Source organism: Acinetobacter sp. DL27, assembly GCF_055810995.1.
This window is the reverse complement of the sequence record NZ_CM147947.1, coordinates 1,780,388-1,798,872: the sequence shown is the minus strand read 5'-3', so window position 1 is coordinate 1,798,872 and position 18,485 is coordinate 1,780,388. Positions and strand designations below refer to the sequence as shown.

The 18,485-nt window shown below is 41.1% G+C and carries 13 protein-coding genes and 1 pseudogene; 4 read left to right on the top strand and 10 right to left on the bottom strand.

Annotated features, from left to right (window positions below; translation table 11 throughout):
* Positions 1–70: 70 nt before the first annotated feature.
* Positions 71–769, top strand: a complete 699-nt coding sequence (locus AC0KVP_RS08710) for a DUF1826 domain-containing protein (protein ID WP_473336046.1) — start codon at positions 71–73, stop codon at positions 767–769.
* A 120-nt stretch (positions 770–889) separates the two neighbouring features.
* Here AC0KVP_RS08710 and AC0KVP_RS08705 read toward each other — a convergent pair whose 3' ends face one another.
* A complete protein-coding gene (locus tag AC0KVP_RS08705; protein WP_473336044.1) occupies positions 890–1,948 on the bottom strand; it encodes an asparaginase in 1,059 nt (352 codons plus the stop codon).
* A gap of 243 nt (positions 1,949–2,191) precedes the next feature.
* On the bottom strand, positions 2,192–3,004 hold the full coding sequence (locus AC0KVP_RS08700; RefSeq protein ID WP_473340473.1) for a LysR family transcriptional regulator: 813 nt from the start codon (positions 3,002–3,004) through the stop codon (positions 2,192–2,194).
* 216 nt (positions 3,005–3,220) lie between these two features.
* On the opposite strand from AC0KVP_RS08700, the gene AC0KVP_RS08695 reads away from it, so the two are divergent.
* Positions 3,221–3,931 carry an AzlC family ABC transporter permease gene (locus AC0KVP_RS08695; protein WP_473336040.1) on the top strand — a complete coding sequence of 237 codons (711 nt, stop codon included), beginning with the start codon at positions 3,221–3,223 and terminating at the stop codon, positions 3,929–3,931.
* Positions 3,928–4,242: an AzlD domain-containing protein gene (locus AC0KVP_RS08690; protein WP_183173337.1), complete on the top strand. Its 315-nt coding sequence runs from the start codon at positions 3,928–3,930 to the stop codon at positions 4,240–4,242. Before AC0KVP_RS08695 ends, AC0KVP_RS08690 begins: the two co-directional genes overlap by 4 nt.
* A gap of 62 nt (positions 4,243–4,304) precedes the next feature.
* On the opposite strand, the gene AC0KVP_RS08685 is transcribed toward AC0KVP_RS08690, so the two are convergent.
* The 4 genes and pseudogenes from AC0KVP_RS08685 to aptA all read right to left on the bottom strand — a co-directional run bounded on the left by AC0KVP_RS08685 (position 4,305) and on the right by aptA (position 11,263).
* Positions 4,305–6,491: a TonB-dependent siderophore receptor gene (locus tag AC0KVP_RS08685; protein ID WP_473336037.1), complete on the bottom strand. Its 2,187-nt coding sequence runs from the start codon at positions 6,489–6,491 to the stop codon at positions 4,305–4,307.
* Positions 6,492–6,767: 276 nt separating this feature from the next.
* Positions 6,768–8,159: an amino acid permease gene (locus AC0KVP_RS08680; protein WP_473336035.1), complete on the bottom strand. Its 1,392-nt coding sequence runs from the start codon at positions 8,157–8,159 to the stop codon at positions 6,768–6,770.
* A gap of 103 nt (positions 8,160–8,262) precedes the next feature.
* A pseudogene (locus AC0KVP_RS08675) lies at positions 8,263–9,825 on the bottom strand (CoA-acylating methylmalonate-semialdehyde dehydrogenase).
* A gap of 61 nt (positions 9,826–9,886) precedes the next feature.
* Entirely contained in the window at positions 9,887–11,263 is a 1,377-nt protein-coding gene (gene aptA / locus AC0KVP_RS08670; RefSeq protein WP_473336033.1) for an omega-aminotransferase AptA, read from the bottom strand.
* A 101-nt stretch (positions 11,264–11,364) separates the two neighbouring features.
* Here aptA and AC0KVP_RS08665 point away from each other — a divergent pair, with 101 nt between their 5' ends.
* Entirely contained in the window at positions 11,365–12,282 is a 918-nt protein-coding gene (locus tag AC0KVP_RS08665) for a LysR family transcriptional regulator (protein WP_473336031.1), read from the top strand.
* 176 nt (positions 12,283–12,458) lie between these two features.
* Here AC0KVP_RS08665 and AC0KVP_RS08660 read toward each other — a convergent pair whose 3' ends face one another.
* The 4 genes from AC0KVP_RS08660 to AC0KVP_RS08645 all read right to left on the bottom strand — a co-directional run bounded on the left by AC0KVP_RS08660 (position 12,459) and on the right by AC0KVP_RS08645 (position 18,464).
* Positions 12,459–12,572: a hypothetical protein gene (locus AC0KVP_RS08660; RefSeq protein ID WP_010326689.1), complete on the bottom strand. Its 114-nt coding sequence runs from the start codon at positions 12,570–12,572 to the stop codon at positions 12,459–12,461.
* Positions 12,573–12,777: 205 nt separating this feature from the next.
* Complete coding sequence (locus AC0KVP_RS08655) at positions 12,778–15,924, bottom strand: efflux RND transporter permease subunit (protein ID WP_029575020.1); 3,147 nt, start codon at positions 15,922–15,924, stop codon at positions 12,778–12,780.
* Positions 15,914–17,140, bottom strand: a complete 1,227-nt coding sequence (locus AC0KVP_RS08650) for an efflux RND transporter periplasmic adaptor subunit (protein ID WP_473336028.1) — start codon at positions 17,138–17,140, stop codon at positions 15,914–15,916. The genes AC0KVP_RS08655 and AC0KVP_RS08650 overlap by 11 nt, the downstream gene beginning before the upstream one ends.
* 1 nt (position 17,141) lies before the next feature.
* On the bottom strand, positions 17,142–18,464 hold the full coding sequence (locus AC0KVP_RS08645; protein WP_087012978.1) for a TolC family protein: 1,323 nt from the start codon (positions 18,462–18,464) through the stop codon (positions 17,142–17,144).
* Positions 18,465–18,485 lie beyond the last annotated feature (21 nt).

Below are 18,485 nucleotides of genomic sequence, written 5' to 3'. Positions count from 1 at the left end.
GAATTATTCAGCATTTCTATGATCAAACTAAACGTATAATATTGGACATGCTTTAATACTTACTTCTGATATGAAAAACCCGTTTTCTGACAACGCCCAAATTAGTGTAGTTTCTTCTTTCTCTGAACTTGTAAACTCCAAATTTCAAGGAGAGATGAATGCACTTTGCTGGCATAGAGATTTGATTGGTGATTTTAAAGAAATTGTGGCTAAACTTGAGTTAAAAGAGAATATTAAAGAAGTTTCTATTGAAGATCTTTTAGGGCTACATCTTTCAGAACAAGGAAATTTAGCAAGGGAAATTATTTTAAAAGATATTCAGCTATTAACTGATTTTGGAGCATCCCCTACGCTTAATTTACTAAAATATTATGAGCGTGATGAGGAGCTAGATTTTATTTCAACGGATGTATATTCGTTTCATATTGATCGCTCACCCATAGAAACAGATACTTTCTTATGTACCTATCACGGTGCTGCGAGTGATATCGTGGCCAATGATCAGGTAGAGCAAAAGATTTTGATTCCTGAAATCAGAGAAAAACTCAAAGAACTACATGACGGCCCAGAAGCAGAGTTTGAAACTTTCCTAGAAGAATATTTTTTTGATTTACATTATCAGCCTAAACCGAATGCAAAACCTGTCAATTTGGGCTTAGGCCATCTTTGGCGTTTGGCTGTAGATCATCCTACGCAACAAGCCTTGCCCTGTGTGCATAGAGCACCAGTTGAAAAGGATGGTGAGTATAGGTTGCTATTGATTTGTTAAATATTGATTCGATATATAGAGTCGATGAATTTGATCTATTTATAGACGTTAAATAAGCACCTTAAATTTTTAAGGTGCTTAGGTGAAAAGCGTTACTATGCGAGTTCACAGTTATTGAGTTTAGTAATCCCAAAAAATGCGTTGAATTTCCTTGGCATCTTTGGTTTTTGTTAAAGCAAGTGCAGCAAGTAATTTGGCTTTTTGCGGGTTAAGATCATGTGCGACGACCCACCCATATTTGTCATCTGGTTGTTCTGCATTTCTAAGAACAAAACCTTGAGGTACGCGAGATGAACGAATAATTTGCACACCTTGTTTTTGTAAGTCAGTTAATGTTGGGACAATATAATTGGCTACCGAGCCATTCCCTGTACCTGCATGAATAATAGCTTTTGCTCCTGCTTTAGCATAAGCCGTGTATGCATCAGGCAACATATTGCCTGAACCATAAACAATTTGTACCAGCGGTAAGCTATCGCCTTTAATATTTTCAATATTAAATTCGGAGCTCTTATTATGACGTTTCGCTGTATTTCTGAACCAGTATGGTTTTCCTTCGACTAAGGTTCCAAGTGCTCCCCATTGGCTCATAAATGCATTGGTATGGATATTAATTGTTTTTGAAACATCTCGTGCTGCAAAAATGTCGTCATTCATGAGCACAAAAGTCCCTTTACCTTTTGCGCTGTCATCGGCAGCAAGTGCAACCGCACTATAAAGGTTCAACGGGCCATCAGCAGAAAGTGCAGTACTTGGACGCATTGACCCGACCAATACAATCGGCTTGTCTGAATGAATCACTAAATTTAAAAAGAAAGCTGTTTCTTCTAGGGTGTCTGTTCCATGTGTAATCACGACACCATTCACATCAGGCTTTTTAAGCAAATCATTGACTTGACGTGCAAGGGATAATAATTCTTTATCCGTAATACTTTCTGATGCAACTTGCATTGCCTGCACACCAGTTACATTGGCTAGGTTTTGAATCTGGGGAACCGCATTTAATAATGCATCTACAGGAACTTTTGCCGCAGTATAGGTTGCACTATTGGTAGAGCTTGCACCAGCACCTGCAATCGTTCCGCCAGTAGCGACAACAAAAACATTATTTTTGGCAAATGCTGCACATGGGAGTAATAGGCTTAAACTGAGTGTTAAAGCTGAAATCGTTTTTTTCATAGGTCATCCTTTTTGAGTCATCTTATTCTTAGCATTTTTCATACCATAGTAAAATTACTGGAAAAAGATCGGATTGTATAGATCTAGAAATTGTATTTTGTGTCGATCACATTTCTTAAATACGATCCATCAGGTTCATCATGAATGATCTGACCTATGCAATCACTCAGCAGCTATGAATGGCTGATATTAGCGGCTGAGTAAAACACAGACTTTAATCTACAAAATTTGAGGTTTTATCTTTTAATAAATCGTTGCTTGTCTTAAGGTTTTGATCAATAGCTCATAAAGATGATCGACAGCTTTTGAACCCTGTGAGGAGCGACTACGAAAGATAGCAACTTCCATTGGTTCTAAAGGACCTAAACCATGTTCAGCGCCTAAAATGTCCAAATGAGCAGGTACACTACATTTGGCCAGCACAGCCACAGCGAGGCCGCTTTCAACAGCCGCAATTTGCCCGACTAAACTTGAACTATGGTACACAACTTTGTAACGGCGTCCTTGTAAAGCCAGAGAGTGAATCGCACTACGTTTTGCCAAACTGGTACTTTCATAAACGGCTACAGGCAAAGGGTCATTTTTCCAAATATCAAATTGGGCTGAACCCACCCAAACCATTGGCTCATGGAACAATAATGTGCCCTGCCGTGAATCATCACGTGAAATAAGCGCTAAATCTAAGTCACCTCTTTCTATACGTGGAATCAAAGACGTAGATTGCTCGCAATAGAGTTCAATTTCAACGCCACCATAGCGTGGAGCGAAACGTTTCAAAACTGGTGTGAGGTATTGAGCAGCATACTCATCGGGTACACCAAGTCGAATTCGGCCCACCAGTTCATCTTTATGAAAAGCTTGTTGTGTTTCATGATGTAAATCTAAAATTCGTCTGGCATAACCTAAAAGAAGTTGCCCTTCTGCGGTTAACTCAATTTGTCTATGTGATCGAATTAAAAGTTGGCACTGTAGCGCTTCTTCTAATTTTTTGAGTTGCATGCTGACCGCAGACTGTGAGCGATAAAGTTCAGGAGCTGCCTGCGACAAAGTTCCCATGTCTACCACAGTCACAAAGCATTTTAACCAATCTATGAGGTTCAAGTCAGTCTACTTGTATTCGTTTTTCGAATAGTATACTTGAGTTTTATGCGTTTTTCATTTTTTGTTATTGAGCGCATAATTTATATCTTACATATGCTACAACGTATTTATTTTACTTTGCAAATAATAATTTCGTGTGAATACTCAACCAATAACGAAAGGGAAATTCTTTTGAGTAATACAACTCAAGCGCTTTATAGCCTCAATTCTTCAGATATTTGGTCTGGTTTTAAAAGCCTACTACCAATTTCACTTTTCGTTGTTATTTTTGGTGCTGCCTTTGGACTTGCTTCGACGCATACAGGCCTAAGTAATGACTCTAGTCTGTTAATGAGTACTTTGGTCTTTGCGGGAGCATCTCAGTTTGCCACTTTAGAGTTATGGGGAGAAAAAATTTCTCTATTTCCTCTCATCATTACCGTCTTTTTTATTAATGCACGTCACTTATTAATGGGCGCTTCGCTTTACCCTTGGTTGCGCCATCTTTCCCCAATGAAAAGATATAGCATCCTTCTGGTGATTTCCGATGCAAACTGGGCGTTATCTTTGCAAGCCTTTAACCGTGGTCAATCTGGCTTTGGGTTGTTATTCGGCGGCGGTTTGGCCCTTTGGGTAGCATGGATTATTGGCACATGGCTTGGGTTATATTTTGGCAATACCATTCAAAACCCGAATGCTTTTGGCCTCGATATGGTTATGTCTTGCTTTTTATTAGCGATGGTGATTGGTGGGAAAAAGGATATTCGTATTGTTTTAATTTGGATCGCATCGGCCTGTATTTCATTATTGGCATATTGGTATCTACCCAAAAATAGCCATGTTGTTATCGGTGCACTTGCTGGGGGCGTGATTGGCCTACTTTGGAAAGAGAAAAAAATATGAATATCGAGCTAAGTACCGCATACCCATTGACCATTATTCTAATTATGACCATAGTCACTCTTGTGACCCGTTGGGGCGGCGTGTTTATTATGTCGTATGTCCCTATCAGTGATACGGTTCAACGGTTTATTACCGCTATGTCTGGTTCCGTATTGGTTGCACTTTTAGCACCTATTGCAGTTGAGGGAGATAACGGTGCACGTTTGGCTTTAGGGACTACTTTATTGGTCATGTTATTTGTGAAAAAGCCGTTAGTTGCAATTGCTGCTGGTATTATTTCAGCTGCGTTATTCCGTCACTATTTTTCATAACAAGCTAGTAAAAATAAAAAAGGCATATTCTTCAATATGCCTTTTTTATTTAAAACTATTTATTAGAAGTTCACAGTCCATGAAAATTGTGCTGTACGTGGTGTACCCAGAAATAAATAGTCATCCCCGAAAAAGCTTCCTGCATCTCGCCAGTATTTTTTATTGAACAGGTTGTCCACATTCAGGCGAAGCATATTGTCATAACCATAAGCACGGAAGTTATAAGCTGCACCCGCATCGAATACGGTATAGCCTGAAACTTTAACCGTCCCCGTTTTGTTGGCATATTTACTGCTGCTGTATTGCATACCTGCGAGTAAACATAAACCTTCTACTTGAGGCATTTGATAAGACACATGACTGGCAAAACGAACCGTCGGTACGTTTTGAGTTTGATGCCCTTTATAAGCATCTACCTGTATATCTTCCAAACGTGAACGGGTCAGTGCCAAAGTCGATGTCATATCTAGATTTTCAGCAACGCGACCTTGCAAGCCCAATTCCAAACCTAGATTATGCTGTTCACCATCGGTGACATAGTAATTGTCTAAGTTGGTATATTGATGGTCTTGTGTTAAGTCAAACAATGCGGCAGTAAACAGTAGCTCTTGCCATTGTTGTTTAAGACCTAACTCATACTGGGTTGAATGTCTTGGTGCTAAGGTAACATAAGCGTTATCTGTATATGCAGGTGCTTGACTGCCGTCGCTGATTCCTTTGGCATACGAAGCATACAGATGAGTGTTCTGCCAAGGCTGATACATCAGCGCGAGCTGTGGCAAGAAGCGATTAAAGTCGGTGTCACGGATACTGTTGCCATCCGCAGCATAGGCACTTTCATTTAAATGTAAAAGCTTACCACCCAACAAAACTGACCAAGCATCATTAAATTCAATTTGATCCAACACATTGAGAGCCGTTTGTTGACTATCTAAAGATTTGTAATGATTACCTAAGGCTTTATCCGTAGGCGTATAGGTAATAGGATCATTATAAATATTTCCTGTAGATTCAGAGTCCTTAACTACTGGTAAGTATATAGCATCATATTGAGTATGGCGTTTATAAGCATGGGATAGCTCTAAACTCAGGTTATGTTGCCATGCTCCAGTGTTAAATTTTCCGTTTAAGCCTGTTTTAAATTGATTGGTTAAATAACTGTCATCTGGACTGCGGAAATCATAAATGTCATAGTTCCCATTTTGGTCAAAACTATTACCTAGACCAGAAGTTTGACACACACTGCTGTAACACCCCCAAGCAAAGGCTGAGTAATCATCTACGACTACACGGCTCTGTGAAGCAGACAGATTGCCACTCCAGTTATCATTGATTTGATAGCTATATTTCAGACTCGTATTTAGACTTTCATTGGTGATCGGTTTGCTCCAGCTTTGATAGCCCAGTAAACGATCCCATTTCACTCCTGTCGGTACAGTTTTACCATCAAGTAGCTGATAACCGGGTACCGAACGCTGTTTTTGATGCTGTGATTCAAGATCAAATTCAAGTTTTGAACGATCTGAAATTTTCCAGTCTAAAGCCAAGGAACCAAACAAACGTTTTCCATCGGCATGTTCAACATAGGGGTGAATGTCTTCATAAGCTGCATTCAGTCGATATCCAAATTGTTGATTGTCTCCAAGCCATCCACCAAGGTCAGTTGCCACACGACTACCGCCATGACTGTCTGCTTCAAGGGTTAAAGACTGGACATCTTTGGGACGTTTGCTCACATAGTTCACGACTCCGCCCGGCGTTGACATCCCACTTTGAATCGCACTCATGCCTTTTAGGATTTCAACTTGCTCTTTGTTTTCAAGCGCTACATTTTGCTCACCGCGTAGCAAATTACCGTTCAGTAAATAACTGGATCCCGCATTTAAGCTAAACCCACGCATCACAAAGTTGGCATAGTAACCAATGGGTGCATAGCCCTCCCCAACGGACGCATCGTTCTTTACCACATCGCCCAGTGTTTTCGCATGTTGATCTGCGATCAGTTCAGCGGTAACGGTGTGAATCGATGCAGGAATTGCTACAAGGTTTTGCTGGCCAAACCCAGACAAATTAACTTTGGGCTGATAATAAGCCAGTTGTTCAGTTTGAGCCGTGGCTGTAATGGTTGCGAGTTGTTCTACATCACTCTCTTCTGCCGCATGTACCCATACCGAGTTCAGCCCTAGACATGAAAATGAACCAACCGCCAATAATGCTTTTTGTAAACGAGAAAATGGATACGTTTTCACTGTCGTTGCTAACCCCAAAAGATAATTTTACAGCCTGAATTTTGCGGCATGAGTATTCACAATTTTCGTAGAATGAACAAGCACATTATTCAACATATCTCAGTTTTTTTAATTATTTCGATACAGACTGTACCTAAAGATATTGGGGGTTCATTTATTGCAGATCATTCACATTTAAATGAAAGCGTGGGGTGATGCTACAAAGACTGAAGCAAACCATGTATAGATATATGAAAGATTTTTCACTATACATAGTTTGCTGCATTGTTTTAAAAATTACTCTAGATTCATAGCCATAGTATGGTTTTTGCGACGCTTTCTAGTAACAATTAAGCTGCAGAATACAACCACCAAGGTTACACCTAGTGATAAAGATGTTTCATAGCTATAAGTTGGTGATAAGAACATATAAGCTAAAACACTCATGATCACGATAATCACAAACCATGTGAGCCAAGGAAATAGCCACATTTTAAATGAAAGTACCGCCCCTGATTTTTCTAACTGTGTTCTTAACCGCAGTTGAGAAAATGCAATCACCAAATACACCAACAGTGCAATTGATCCTGTTGTAGAGAGCAAGAAACCAAATACTTGACCTGGGAACATGTAATTGACTGCACAACAGATCAAACCAACTACTGTCGATGCAAATACAGAGATTGCTGGTACACCAGATGTATTGATTTTTGTCGCAATTCTAGGTGCTTCTTGACGAGAAGCCAAAGCAAATAGCATCCGTGAAGAAGTATATACGGCTGCATTCATACAGCTTGCAACGGCAATAAACACCACAGAATCGATAATCAGCTTCGTTTGAGGAACATTTAAACTCGCCAATACATATTGGAAAGTGCCTAATTTTTGTAAATCTGGCGAGCGCCAATCCACCAAAGCAACGGCTAGAAAAATCGAAACCACGAAAAATAGAATAATGCGATATAGCACTAAATTAGTGGCACGTTTAATTTTTTCTTCTGGATTTTTAGATTCTGCCGCTGCAATTGAAAGAATTTCAATCCCAAAAAAGGAAAATGCTGAGATTAAAATGGCAGATAAAACACCACCCATACCATGTGGCATAAATCCACCATTGGAGAACAAATTGCCAACGCCACTCACATCTTTTGCTAGCGGCCAAACACCGAAAACAGCCAATGTCCCTATAGCAATAAAGACAACAATCGCAACCACTTTAATTAATGAAAACCAGAACTCAAACTCACCGAAACTTTTGGTACTGAAAAAATTCGCTAGACTCAGTAATATGATAAAGGCAAACGCAAATATGCCACTTGAAACTTCTGGAAACCATGCATGTAAAATTTCAGCACCAGCAATGGCTTCAATTGGAATAACCAAAACCCAAAACCACCAATACAACCATCCGATGGTAAAACCAGCCCATGGCCCAATCGCTTTGCGCGCATAGGTTGAAAAAGAGCCTGTGTCTGGCTGTACCACAGCCATCTCACCAAGCATTCGCATAACTAAAAAAACTAAAATACTTGTAATTATATATGCAAGCACCGCTGCTGGCCCTGCTTTAGCAATTGCTGCAGATGACCCGACGAATAATCCTGCACCAATGACCCCACCAATACTAATCATTGTGATATGTCTATTGGAAAGTCCTTCACCCAATTTTTCTATTTTGTCACTGTTCATATCTTATAATTCCCTTTTTTAATTAGCTCTAAAAATTAAAAATAAACATCTCCAACATCACGAAAATAAAAAGGGAAAACATGATGTTTTCCCTTACTGTATATCAATTGAGTGTAGGCATAGCAAATTGTTTTGCTTCGCGAACTTGCGTAGATGGCCAACGCTGAGTGACCGTTTTACGACGTGTATAAAAACGAACACCATCTGGCCCATAAGCATACAGATCACCAAATAACGAGCGCTTCCAACCACCAAAACTATGATAAGCAACTGGTACAGGCAATGGTACATTAACGCCAACCATACCAACCTGAATATTATTGGTAAAATAACGAGAAGCTTCACCATCACGTGTATAGATGCAGGTCCCATTACCATATTCATGGTCATTAATCAGCTGCATCGCTTCTTGCATTGTCTCCACGCGTATCACTTGCAACACAGGGCCAAAAATTTCCTACTGGTAGCTAGTCATATCAGGTGATACATGGTCAATTAAGGTTGGACCAACAAAGAAACCCTTTTCATAGCCTGTAGGTTGAACATTCCGCCCATCGACAATAATTTTAGCACCTTGCTGCTCTGCACTGTAGATATAAGCTTGCACTTTATCTTTATGTGCTTGACTAATCAGCGGACCAAAATCATTGCTATTATCTGCATAATGACCAAATTTCAACTGCTGCATTTCTTGTTTGAGTTTTTCCACCACCGCATCAGCAATTTCATCACCAATAGCGACTGCAACAGATAGCGCCATACAGCGTTCACCGGATGAACCAAATGCAGCACCCAATAGTGAATTTACGACATTATCTAAGTCTGCATCTGGCATGATAATGGCGTGATTTTTAGCACCACCTAAAGCTTGGCATCGTTTACCTTTCGATGTGGCCGTGCTGTAAATATATTCTGCAATCGGTGTCGAACCAACAAAGTTAACGGCTTGAATTTTAGGATGATGCAACAGCGCATCAACCGTTTCTTTATCGCCATTTACCACATTAAAAACTCCATCTGGCAAGCCTGCCTGTTTTAACAATTCTGCTAGATATAATGCAGCGGATGGAGTCTTTTCTGATGGTTTGAGAATAAAGCAGTTGCCACAAACGATTGCCATTGGGAACATCCACAATGGCACCATTGCGGGGAAGTTAAAGGGCGTAATGCCTGCAACCACACCTAAAGGCTGAAATTCACTCCACGAGTCTATGTCAGGACCAACGTTTTTAGAATATTCCCCTTTTAGAAATTCAGGTGCGCCACATGCATATTCTACGTTTTCGATACCGCGCTGCAGTTCACCTTTTGCATCGTGCCCAATTTTGCCATGTTCTTGACCAATCAACTCACAAACTTTTTCGGCATTTTCCTCTAGCAGCTGCTTAAATTTGAACATAATTCTAGCGCGCTTAATGACTGGAGCATCACGCCATGCAGGAAAGACATCATTGGCCATTTGAATAACATCATTGACTGTTTGCGTATCAGCGATTATGACTTCTTTGGTTTTTTCTCCTGTGGCTGGGTTATAAACAGGTACTGTTCTCGTTCCCTTGACCACAAGGTTGCCATCTATATAGTGCCCTAACACTTGATGAGCAGGTGCTATTTCAGATGCAGTTCTAGTCGGTTCACCATGGCTGAAATGTTCTAAATTGTTCATGTATCTATCCTTTATTTATTAATTCGTCATCAGTCCAATTTGATTTAAATGTGAGTTAAGCCTATTTCACTTGATAAAGTGCTTCACCTACAGCATTCATCAAGCGTTCTAGCTCAGCTGGCGTACTATTGAACATAGGTCCAAACTGAAGTGTGTCGCTGCCAAAGCGAACATAGAAACCCGCCTTCCATAAATGCATGCCTATTTCAAAACTGCGAATTGTTGCATCGCCATCACGCGGTGCTAATTGAATTGCACCAATCAGTCCACAGTTGCGAATATCTACAATATTTGGTGCACTTTTTAACTGATGCAAAAGCTTCTCAAAAGTTGGTGCTAAAGCGGCAGATTGATCAAGCAGATGTTTATTTTCGAGTACATCTAGTGTCGCCAAAGCTGCCGAACACGCTACGGGATGTGCCGAATAGGTGTAGCCATGAGTGAATTCAACAGCATGCTCGGGTAAATCTTGCTGCATGAAGGCAGTGTAAATTTCACGGCTAGCAACAACCCCACCCAGTGGAATAGCACCATTGGTAATCTGTTTGGCAAAATTCAAAATATCAGGTGACACACCAAAGTATTCGGCAGCGGTCCATTTGCCCATACGGCCAAAACCAGTAATGACTTCATCAAAAATAAGTAAAATATCATGCTGATTACAGATTTCTCTTAAGCGCTTTAAATAGCCAACTGGCGGAACAATACAGCCAGCCGAACCTGAAACAGGCTCGATAATCACGGCGGCAATATTCGATGCATCATGCAATTCAATAAGCTTGAGCATTTCATTGGCCAATTCAATACCGCCCGTTTCTGCACAGCCTTTGGTAAAGCTGAGGTCTGGCTGTAAAGTATGTGGTAGATGATCTACATCCATCAACTGACCAAACATTTTACGGTTACCACCAATTCCGCCTAAACTGGTTCCTGCAACGTTTACTCCATGGTAACCGCGTGCTCGACCAATCAATTTTGTTTTGCTTGGCTTACCTTTTATGCGCCAATATGCTCGCGCCATCTTAATTGCGGTATCGGCAGATTCAGAACCAGAGTCTGTAAAAAATACATGCTGCAAATTTTCAGGCATGTGCTGCACAATTTTTTCAGCCAATTGAAAGGATAGCGGATGGCCAAATTGAAATGCCGGAGAATAGTCTAGCGTGGATAATTGTCGACTCACCGTCTGCTGTATTTCAGGCAATGTATGTCCTGCACCGCAAGTCCAAAGCCCAGATAAAGAGTCGTAAATTTCGCGTCCAGTACTGTCAATCAGGTGTGAACCTTTCGCACCTACAATAATTCTTGGATCTTTTTGAAAGTTGCGATTTGAAGTAAATGGCATCCAATGCGCTTGATAGTTTAAGTTCATTTTCGTATCTAATTGAGCAGCTTCCGATGCGCATTCGTTATCATTTATAGTGTCTAAATCAAACATTATTAGCCTGCTTATCATGAGTTATATTTTGAGTGTACAGAGCAGCATAGTTTTGATAAATTCAAATTATCTTGTGTTTAGATTTAAAAAAGAAAAACTGAATGAAACCCAAAAAATTAAATCAAGTGACTGATTTTGATATAAAACTTCTAAAAATATTTAAAACAGTATGCGATTGTCATAGTTTTACATCTGCCGAAAGCATTTTAGGTATTAGTCGTTCAGCCATTAGTTTACATATGAGTGATCTAGAGAATCGACTGGGGATCCGCCTTTGCCAGCGAGGACGTGCTGGTTTTGCCTTGACAGATGAAGGGCGTGAAATTTTAGAATATATCGAAGTCCTTAATGCTTCGATTGAAGATTTTCGAGCCAAAATTAATAAAATGCATAATTACCTTAAAGGTGAATTTAATATTGGAATCATTAACAACCTAGTGACCATGCCGCGCGGCTATATCACCAAGACTTTGGCGCAATTGTCCGAAGAAAATTCGGAGGTCGTGATTAATATTAGTATGAGTACTCTATCCGATATTGAATGCAGAGTGTTAGATAACCGTTTACATGCAGGTGCAATTCCACTGGTTACTCCTTTATCTGGGTTGGAGTACTATAATTTATATAGTGAAAGTTCACTTTTATTCTGTGGCAATGAACATCCAATATTTGAACATTTGAATGATATTAAATTAGAAGACTTAAAAAATTGGCATGCTGTGCAGCCGAATTATGCTATGACTCCTGAAGCGACCCAATTCCATCAATTTCTAGATTGCTCTGCAACCGCAAGTGACCGAGAAGGCATTTCTTTTCTGATACTTACTGGAAAATTTGTCGGTTTTCTCCCCGATCATTATGCAAAAAAATGGGTGAGCGAAGGTTTGATGAAACCTATTTTACACGATACTTTACAGTACAGTACCCCTATTTGCTTAATTACGAAAAAAGGGAAAAATCCCAATATTATTTTAAAAACGTTTATGGATATGTTGAATAATAAAGTAAGTGCAGCATAAGTCTGTTCAAAAATATTTAAATGCAGGTTGAGACATTTAATCTTTGGTAAATTTGTGGAGTTAGTATTTTACATAATCTATTGGAAAAACTGAAAAGAGCTAAAAATCGTTTTTAGCTCTTTCTATTCTATCGATAGGTTTTACAAATGCTATGCAGTTCTAAGCGAAGTCATTTGCTACTTTAAAAAGTATTCCCAAATGATAAATCCAAGAAAAAATCCAAGAAACGAATATAAAGTAATGATAAAGAATACAAACCAAGCTCTATTTTTCTTCAGTAAAAAGTTCATTTCCAATACCTCAACGCTCTATCTATATTCATTATTCTAAGGTTTCCTATACGAAAGGACAGATACAGTTCTTTGTGAAAAAAATATAACAGACTATAACAGATTTGCCATTTTTAACTCTCCAAAGCGATCAGACTGATATCAAGTAGTATAAAAAAGTATGAGGAGACTATTTTGCCTCCCCATGCTTCAACTGATTAAGGGATTAAACTTTCGTTTCTTTTTTTGCATTCATCCAACGATACAACACTGGTAATAGCACCAAGGTCAATAACGTCGAAGAAATAATTCCACCAATCACCACGGTCGCCAGTGGACGTTGAACCTCTGCTCCTGTGCCTGTGGCAAGCGCCATCGGCACAAAACCTAAGGACGCCACACAAGCGGTCATTAAAACAGGCCTTAATCGCAAAATCGCTCCCTGCCAAACGGCTTCATGTAAGCGGTATTGCCCTCTTAACTCTTTAATGAAGGTCAGCATGACCAAACCATTTAAAACGGCAACGCCAGACAAGGCAATGAAACCAATGCCCGCCGACATTGACAAAGGAATGTCTCTTAACCACAAGAAAAGCACACCACCAGTTAGGGCAAATGGAACACCCGTGAACACCAGCAAGCTTTCTTTGATGTTATGGAAAACGGCCATCAGCAAAATAAAGATCGTCAATAATGCCAGTGGAATCACAATCTGCATTCGAGCCTGTGCCGAGGCCAAATTTTCAAACTGACCACCATATTCAATCCAGTAGCCACTTGGAAGTGGGTATTGTTTAAGCTGACTTTGTACTTCTGTGACAAAAGAACCTAAATCGCGCCCTTCCACATTCGCTGTGACAATCACACGACGTTTGCCATTTTCACGGCTGACTTGGTTGATGCCATCCATCATTTTTACAGTGGCAATATCGGTGAGTAAAATACTGCCACCATTCGGAAGCTGTATTGGCAGTTGCGCGATCCCACTGACACTACGGTCTTGTTCACTAAGTCGAATCACAAAGTCAAAACGGCGGTCACCCTGTAAAATTTCACCAACATTTTGTCCGCCAATGCTTGCTGATACATAGTCTTGTATGGTTTTGACACTTAGGCCGTATTGCGCCGCCAAGCTTTTATCAATTTCCACATTGAGCAAAGGTAAACCCGACGTTTGTTCAACTTTAACGGCGGTACTGCCTGAAACCTGTTGAATCAATTTACTGATTTTTTCAGCTTCCGTATTTAATACTTGCATGTCATCGCCAAAGATTTTGACACCGACATCGCTACGTACACCCGATATTAACTCATTGAAACGCAGTTCAATTGGCTGAGAAAACTCACTGTTGTTACCGGGCAATGTTGCTAAATAGGCCTGCATACGGCTACGCAGTTCATCGAGTGTTTCTTTTGGATTTGGCCATGCATCACGGGGTTTCAGCATGACGTAACCATCTGAAATATTCGGTGGCATCACATCGGTCGCCACTTCAGCCGTGCCTGTTCGCGCAAAAATAGCCTGTATTTCAGGGAATTTCTTCAGAAGTAGCTTTTCCGTATTTTCCTGAATACGAAGTGATTCTTCTAAGCCTGTGCTTGGAGAGCGCAGTTGCTGTACAGCAAAGTCACCTTCACTCAGTTGCGGTGCAAACTCACTGCCGATACGTGTTGCAAGTAATCCCGTCAACACCAATAAGCACAGTGCGAAGGTCAAAACCACCGCTTTATACTGATAGGTACAGTCCAATACTCGCTGATATCGCTCTTTTAGCCACAGCATCCAACGGCTTTCAGTTTCTTTAATGTCACCTTTGACAAAAAGTGCGACAGCCGCAGGTACAAAGCTGATCGACAAAATAATGGCTGCAACGAGTGCAAGTACAACAGTCAAAGCCATTGGGTGGAACATTTTTGCCTCTACACCAGTCAGTGCAAAAATCGGTAAATACACCACTAAAATAATCAGCTGACCAAAAATGAGTGGACGGCGGGCTTGACGCGCTGCCAAAAACACTTCTTTAAAACGTTCCGACTGAGTCAACGGTCGTTTGAGTAACTGCTGGGCATGGGCTAAACGGCGAATACAGTTTTCAACAATTACCACTGCACCGTCGACAATAATCCCGAAATCCAATGCCCCTAAACTCATCAGGTTGGCACTGATGTTCTGCTGTGCCATACCCGTTAAAGTAAACAGCATAGACAGTGGAATCACACAGGCTGTAATTAACGCCGCACGAATATTACCTAAGAATAAAAAGAGGATCACAATCACCAAGATTGCGCCTTCAACCAAGTTCTTTTGCACCGTTTTAATGGCTTTTTCCACCAAAGTCGTGCGGTCATAAACCGTTTCTATTGTGACACCTTGCGGTAAACTGCTTTGCACCTCCTGAATTTTGGCATCTACAGCTTTAGACACCGTTCGACTATTTTCCCCCATCATCATCATAGCGATGCCGAGTACAGTTTCTTCGCCGTTATAGGTTGCTCCTCCTGTTCGGAGGTCATGGTCAATTGAAACCTGCGCAATATCCGCGACACGAATGGGGTTCCCATTTGGGCTGGCAACCGTTGTATTTTCAATGTCTGCAAGACTGTTGAGTGTCCCCGGAACACGGACTGTGAGCTGCTGACCATTTTCCTCAATATAACCAGCGCCACGGTTTTCATTATTTTCCTGTAAAGCAGTTTGTAGTTGGCTTAAGGAAATATTCAACTGTTGCATACGGTTTAAGTCGGGAGCAACCACATAGGTTTTGTTAAACCCACCAATACTGTTGACCTCGGCAACCCCCGCAACACGTTGCAATTGTGGACGAACGATCCAATCTTGGATCTCCCGCAAGTCCATCGCGCTATAAGCCGTACCATCCACTTTTTTGGCATTCGGTTCAGCTTTAATGACCCATTGATAAATTTCACCTAAACCCGTCGAAACTGGTGACATGGTTGGGGAAACATCGCTAGGTAAGTCCGCTTTGACCTCTTGCACCCGTTGATTAATCTGCTGACGTGCCCAATAGATGTCTGTGCCATCCTCAAATACAATAGTGACTTGGGACAAACCATAGCGTGAAATAGATCGAGTCAGCTGTAAATCTGGAATACCCGCCATTGCAGTTTCAATTGGATAGGTAATCCGCTGCTCAACCTCCAATGCGGTAAAACCATTGGCTTGGGTATTAATTTGTACTTGCGTATTGGTAATATCGGGCACTGCATCAATCGGCAGTTTTTGATAGCTATAAACCCCGACCGCAATCCATGTACAGACAAAGAGCATGACCCAAATTGCATTTTGAATAGAGAACTGAATAATTCGTTCAAACAAACCCTCAGGCTTGGGTAAATCATGATTAGTGTGCATGATCAGCCTCGCCTTTTTCGAGTTCAGACTTAAGAACAAAGCTGCCTTGACTGACATAGCGTTGTCCTGCTGTTAGGCCTGAAATCACTTCCACCCATTGAACATCATTTGAAGCTTGCCCAAGTTGAACGGGCTGCGCTTTCAAATGCACTTGTCCTTTTTGTTCAGCGTCGACCACAAATACCGAAGTTTGACCTTCAATGTTTTGAATAGCACTTTTATGGACGCGAAGTGCTGTTTTTGAACTGGTATTGTCTAAAAAGATATTCACTAAAACATTTGGACGTAGTTCAGCCGCTTGGCTTTTTAATTTAGCACGTACCACCAAGCGTCCTGTTTGTGCATCGGCTTGAGAGGTTAAGCTTTGGATAATGGCTTCATATTTTTGTTCAGAAGCATTCGGCTTAAATGTTAAACTCTGATTGGCTTCTAACTGACCTGAGTACTGAGCAGGCAGATTAAACTCAAGCCATAACTCTTTAAATTGTTCAATCACAAAAAGTTGATCGGCCAATTGTACGTTTTCACCCACTACGATATCTTTTTGGCTAATCACACCTGAAATGGGTGCTTTAATGGCAAAACGACCATTTACCCCACCTGTTGCCCCTAGGGCGTTTAAACGGCTTTGCACCGATTGCACAGTAATCTGCGCTTGTCGGTAAGCATTTTCTGCCCGTTGGTAGTCTTGCTTGGCAGAAATGCCCTGTGACCATAACTGCTGTTCACGTTGATAATCTTGACGTGCCAAATCCAAACTGGCTTGAGCCATCCGCAAATTGGCTTGTTGATCAATCAGTTCAGGGACAGACAGTACAGCTAAGGTTTGTCCTTTTTGTACGTTTTGACCAAGTTCAACATTCACCTGTTCCACATGCCCACCAAAGTTTGGCGAAATGTGTGCTTGCTGATCGGTATTGACCACAAGCTTTCCGGGTAGAACGGTAACTTGAGACACCACACCTTGTTGAGCTGAAGCGATTTGAATGCCTTGCTCTGTCAGTTGCTGCGCTGTTAGTTGAATTTCGCCTTCTTCAGCATGTCCTTTTTCGGCCTCGGGCTCATCCGAATGTTCAGATTCTTCATGCGCATGTTCATCAGTGGTTGTATCTTTCGAGCTAAACCAAATTCCAACAGCGATGAGAAATGTAATGAGGAGCAAAAGCCCAATCATCAATGGCTGTGATATTTTTCCAAATTGGTTTTTTAGTTGCATATTATTGTGCTCCGCCAAGGATGAGGTCTTGTATTTGTGCGATTGAATTTTTATTGATTTGGCTATAAGCATCTGAACTACTGATCTGTTCATAGCTGGTACCGAGGCTGAGTGCTTCTGCGCTCAATGCAGTCTGCCAAGCTTGACGTAATAACTGCAACTGCCCAAGGCGTATGCTTTGCAGCTGTAAGTTGGCTTGTTGAATGTCGGTAATGGACAGCTTTCCCGCTTTAAAACCTTGCAGCGTGCGGACTTGCACTTGTTCTGCCAAAGACGTTTGTTGACTCATCGAACTAAACTGTTTATTTAGTCCTTTGAGTTCATGCATGGCATTGGCGATATCTAAAATCTGCTGTTTTAACTCACGCTGTTGCTGCTGATTCAACAGGCTTTGCTGACGCTGGGCCATCGGAATGCTGTATTGCTGACGGTTAAAAATATTCAGCGGAATATCCACGCCGACACCTAATGTGGTATCGCTACTTTCATTCGGTGCTTGGCTCCGTTTCATGCCGACATTTAAGGTCGGATTGGGACGTGCCTGCACTTTTAAACTTTCAATGTTTAAATTGGACTGTTGAATGTTCAGTGCATATAGCTTTTCCAACCAACCTTCAGCAATATAGCGCTGTACTGTGGCATCGCTTTGATCTGGCCATGGCATTGAGGTCGCATTGAGTTGAATATCGGCTTTGGTTTCGCCCCAAAGGTTTGAGAGTTGACGCTGTGCTACTTGTTCTGACAGTACCGCTTGTTGGTATAAGCGCTGCATATCCAAACTTTCGATTTGCGCACGTTCATAGTCAACCAAAGCAATACTGCCCGCCTGATAACGTTTTTTGGCACTGTCTAAATTGTTTTGACTCACTTTGAGTTGTGCTGCGTACAGCGATTTTTCAACTTGTGCCAAAGCCAACTGAGACCATGCAAATTTCACCACCAATTGGCTTTGTGCTGTCCACAGTTGTTGTTGTAACTGTCCTTGTTGCTGCGCTGTTTCTGCGAGTTTTTGATTAAGCTTACGCTGTCCAAAAACATCTAAGGGCTGACTGATGGCAATACTGAGCTCTTGATTGGTATTTGAACCCAAACCATCTTGATTGATATTTAAGCTAGGATTTTGCCATAGGCCACTGTTTTTGATGTTCAGCTCTGAAATGCTTTGACGCTGTTGCCCAATGTCGCTTTGGTTTTGATAGCGCTCTACTTTTGCTAAAGCTTCATCCAAAGTCTTGATCGGTTCGGCAAAACTCCATTGCATCGCGGCTGTTGTTATGCCCACAGCAAGGGCTTGGCGTATAAACGCCTTAAATTGATTCGACATGTTTTTTCCCACTAATTTTTA

Coding starts and splice junctions, on each gene's coding strand:
- AC0KVP_RS08645 (WP_087012978.1), bottom strand. CDS start 18,464: ATGTCGAATCAATTTAAGGCGTTTATACGCCAAGCCCTTGCTGTGGGC.
- AC0KVP_RS08660 (WP_010326689.1), bottom strand. CDS start 12,572: ATGAACTTTTTACTGAAGAAAAATAGAGCTTGGTTTGTATTCTTTATC.
- AC0KVP_RS08690 (WP_183173337.1), top strand. CDS start 3,928: ATGAATATCGAGCTAAGTACCGCATACCCATTGACCATTATTCTAATT.
- AC0KVP_RS08710 (WP_473336046.1), top strand. CDS start 71: ATGAAAAACCCGTTTTCTGACAACGCCCAAATTAGTGTAGTTTCTTCT.
- AC0KVP_RS08680 (WP_473336035.1), bottom strand. CDS start 8,159: ATGAACAGTGACAAAATAGAAAAATTGGGTGAAGGACTTTCCAATAGA.
- AC0KVP_RS08665 (WP_473336031.1), top strand. CDS start 11,365: ATGAAACCCAAAAAATTAAATCAAGTGACTGATTTTGATATAAAACTT.
- AC0KVP_RS08655 (WP_029575020.1), bottom strand. CDS start 15,924: ATGCACACTAATCATGATTTACCCAAGCCTGAGGGTTTGTTTGAACGA.
- AC0KVP_RS08650 (WP_473336028.1), bottom strand. CDS start 17,140: ATGCAACTAAAAAACCAATTTGGAAAAATATCACAGCCATTGATGATT.
- aptA (WP_473336033.1), bottom strand. CDS start 11,263: ATGTTTGATTTAGACACTATAAATGATAACGAATGCGCATCGGAAGCT.
- AC0KVP_RS08700 (WP_473340473.1), bottom strand. CDS start 3,004: ATGGGAACTTTGTCGCAGGCAGCTCCTGAACTTTATCGCTCACAGTCT.
- AC0KVP_RS08705 (WP_473336044.1), bottom strand. CDS start 1,948: ATGAAAAAAACGATTTCAGCTTTAACACTCAGTTTAAGCCTATTACTC.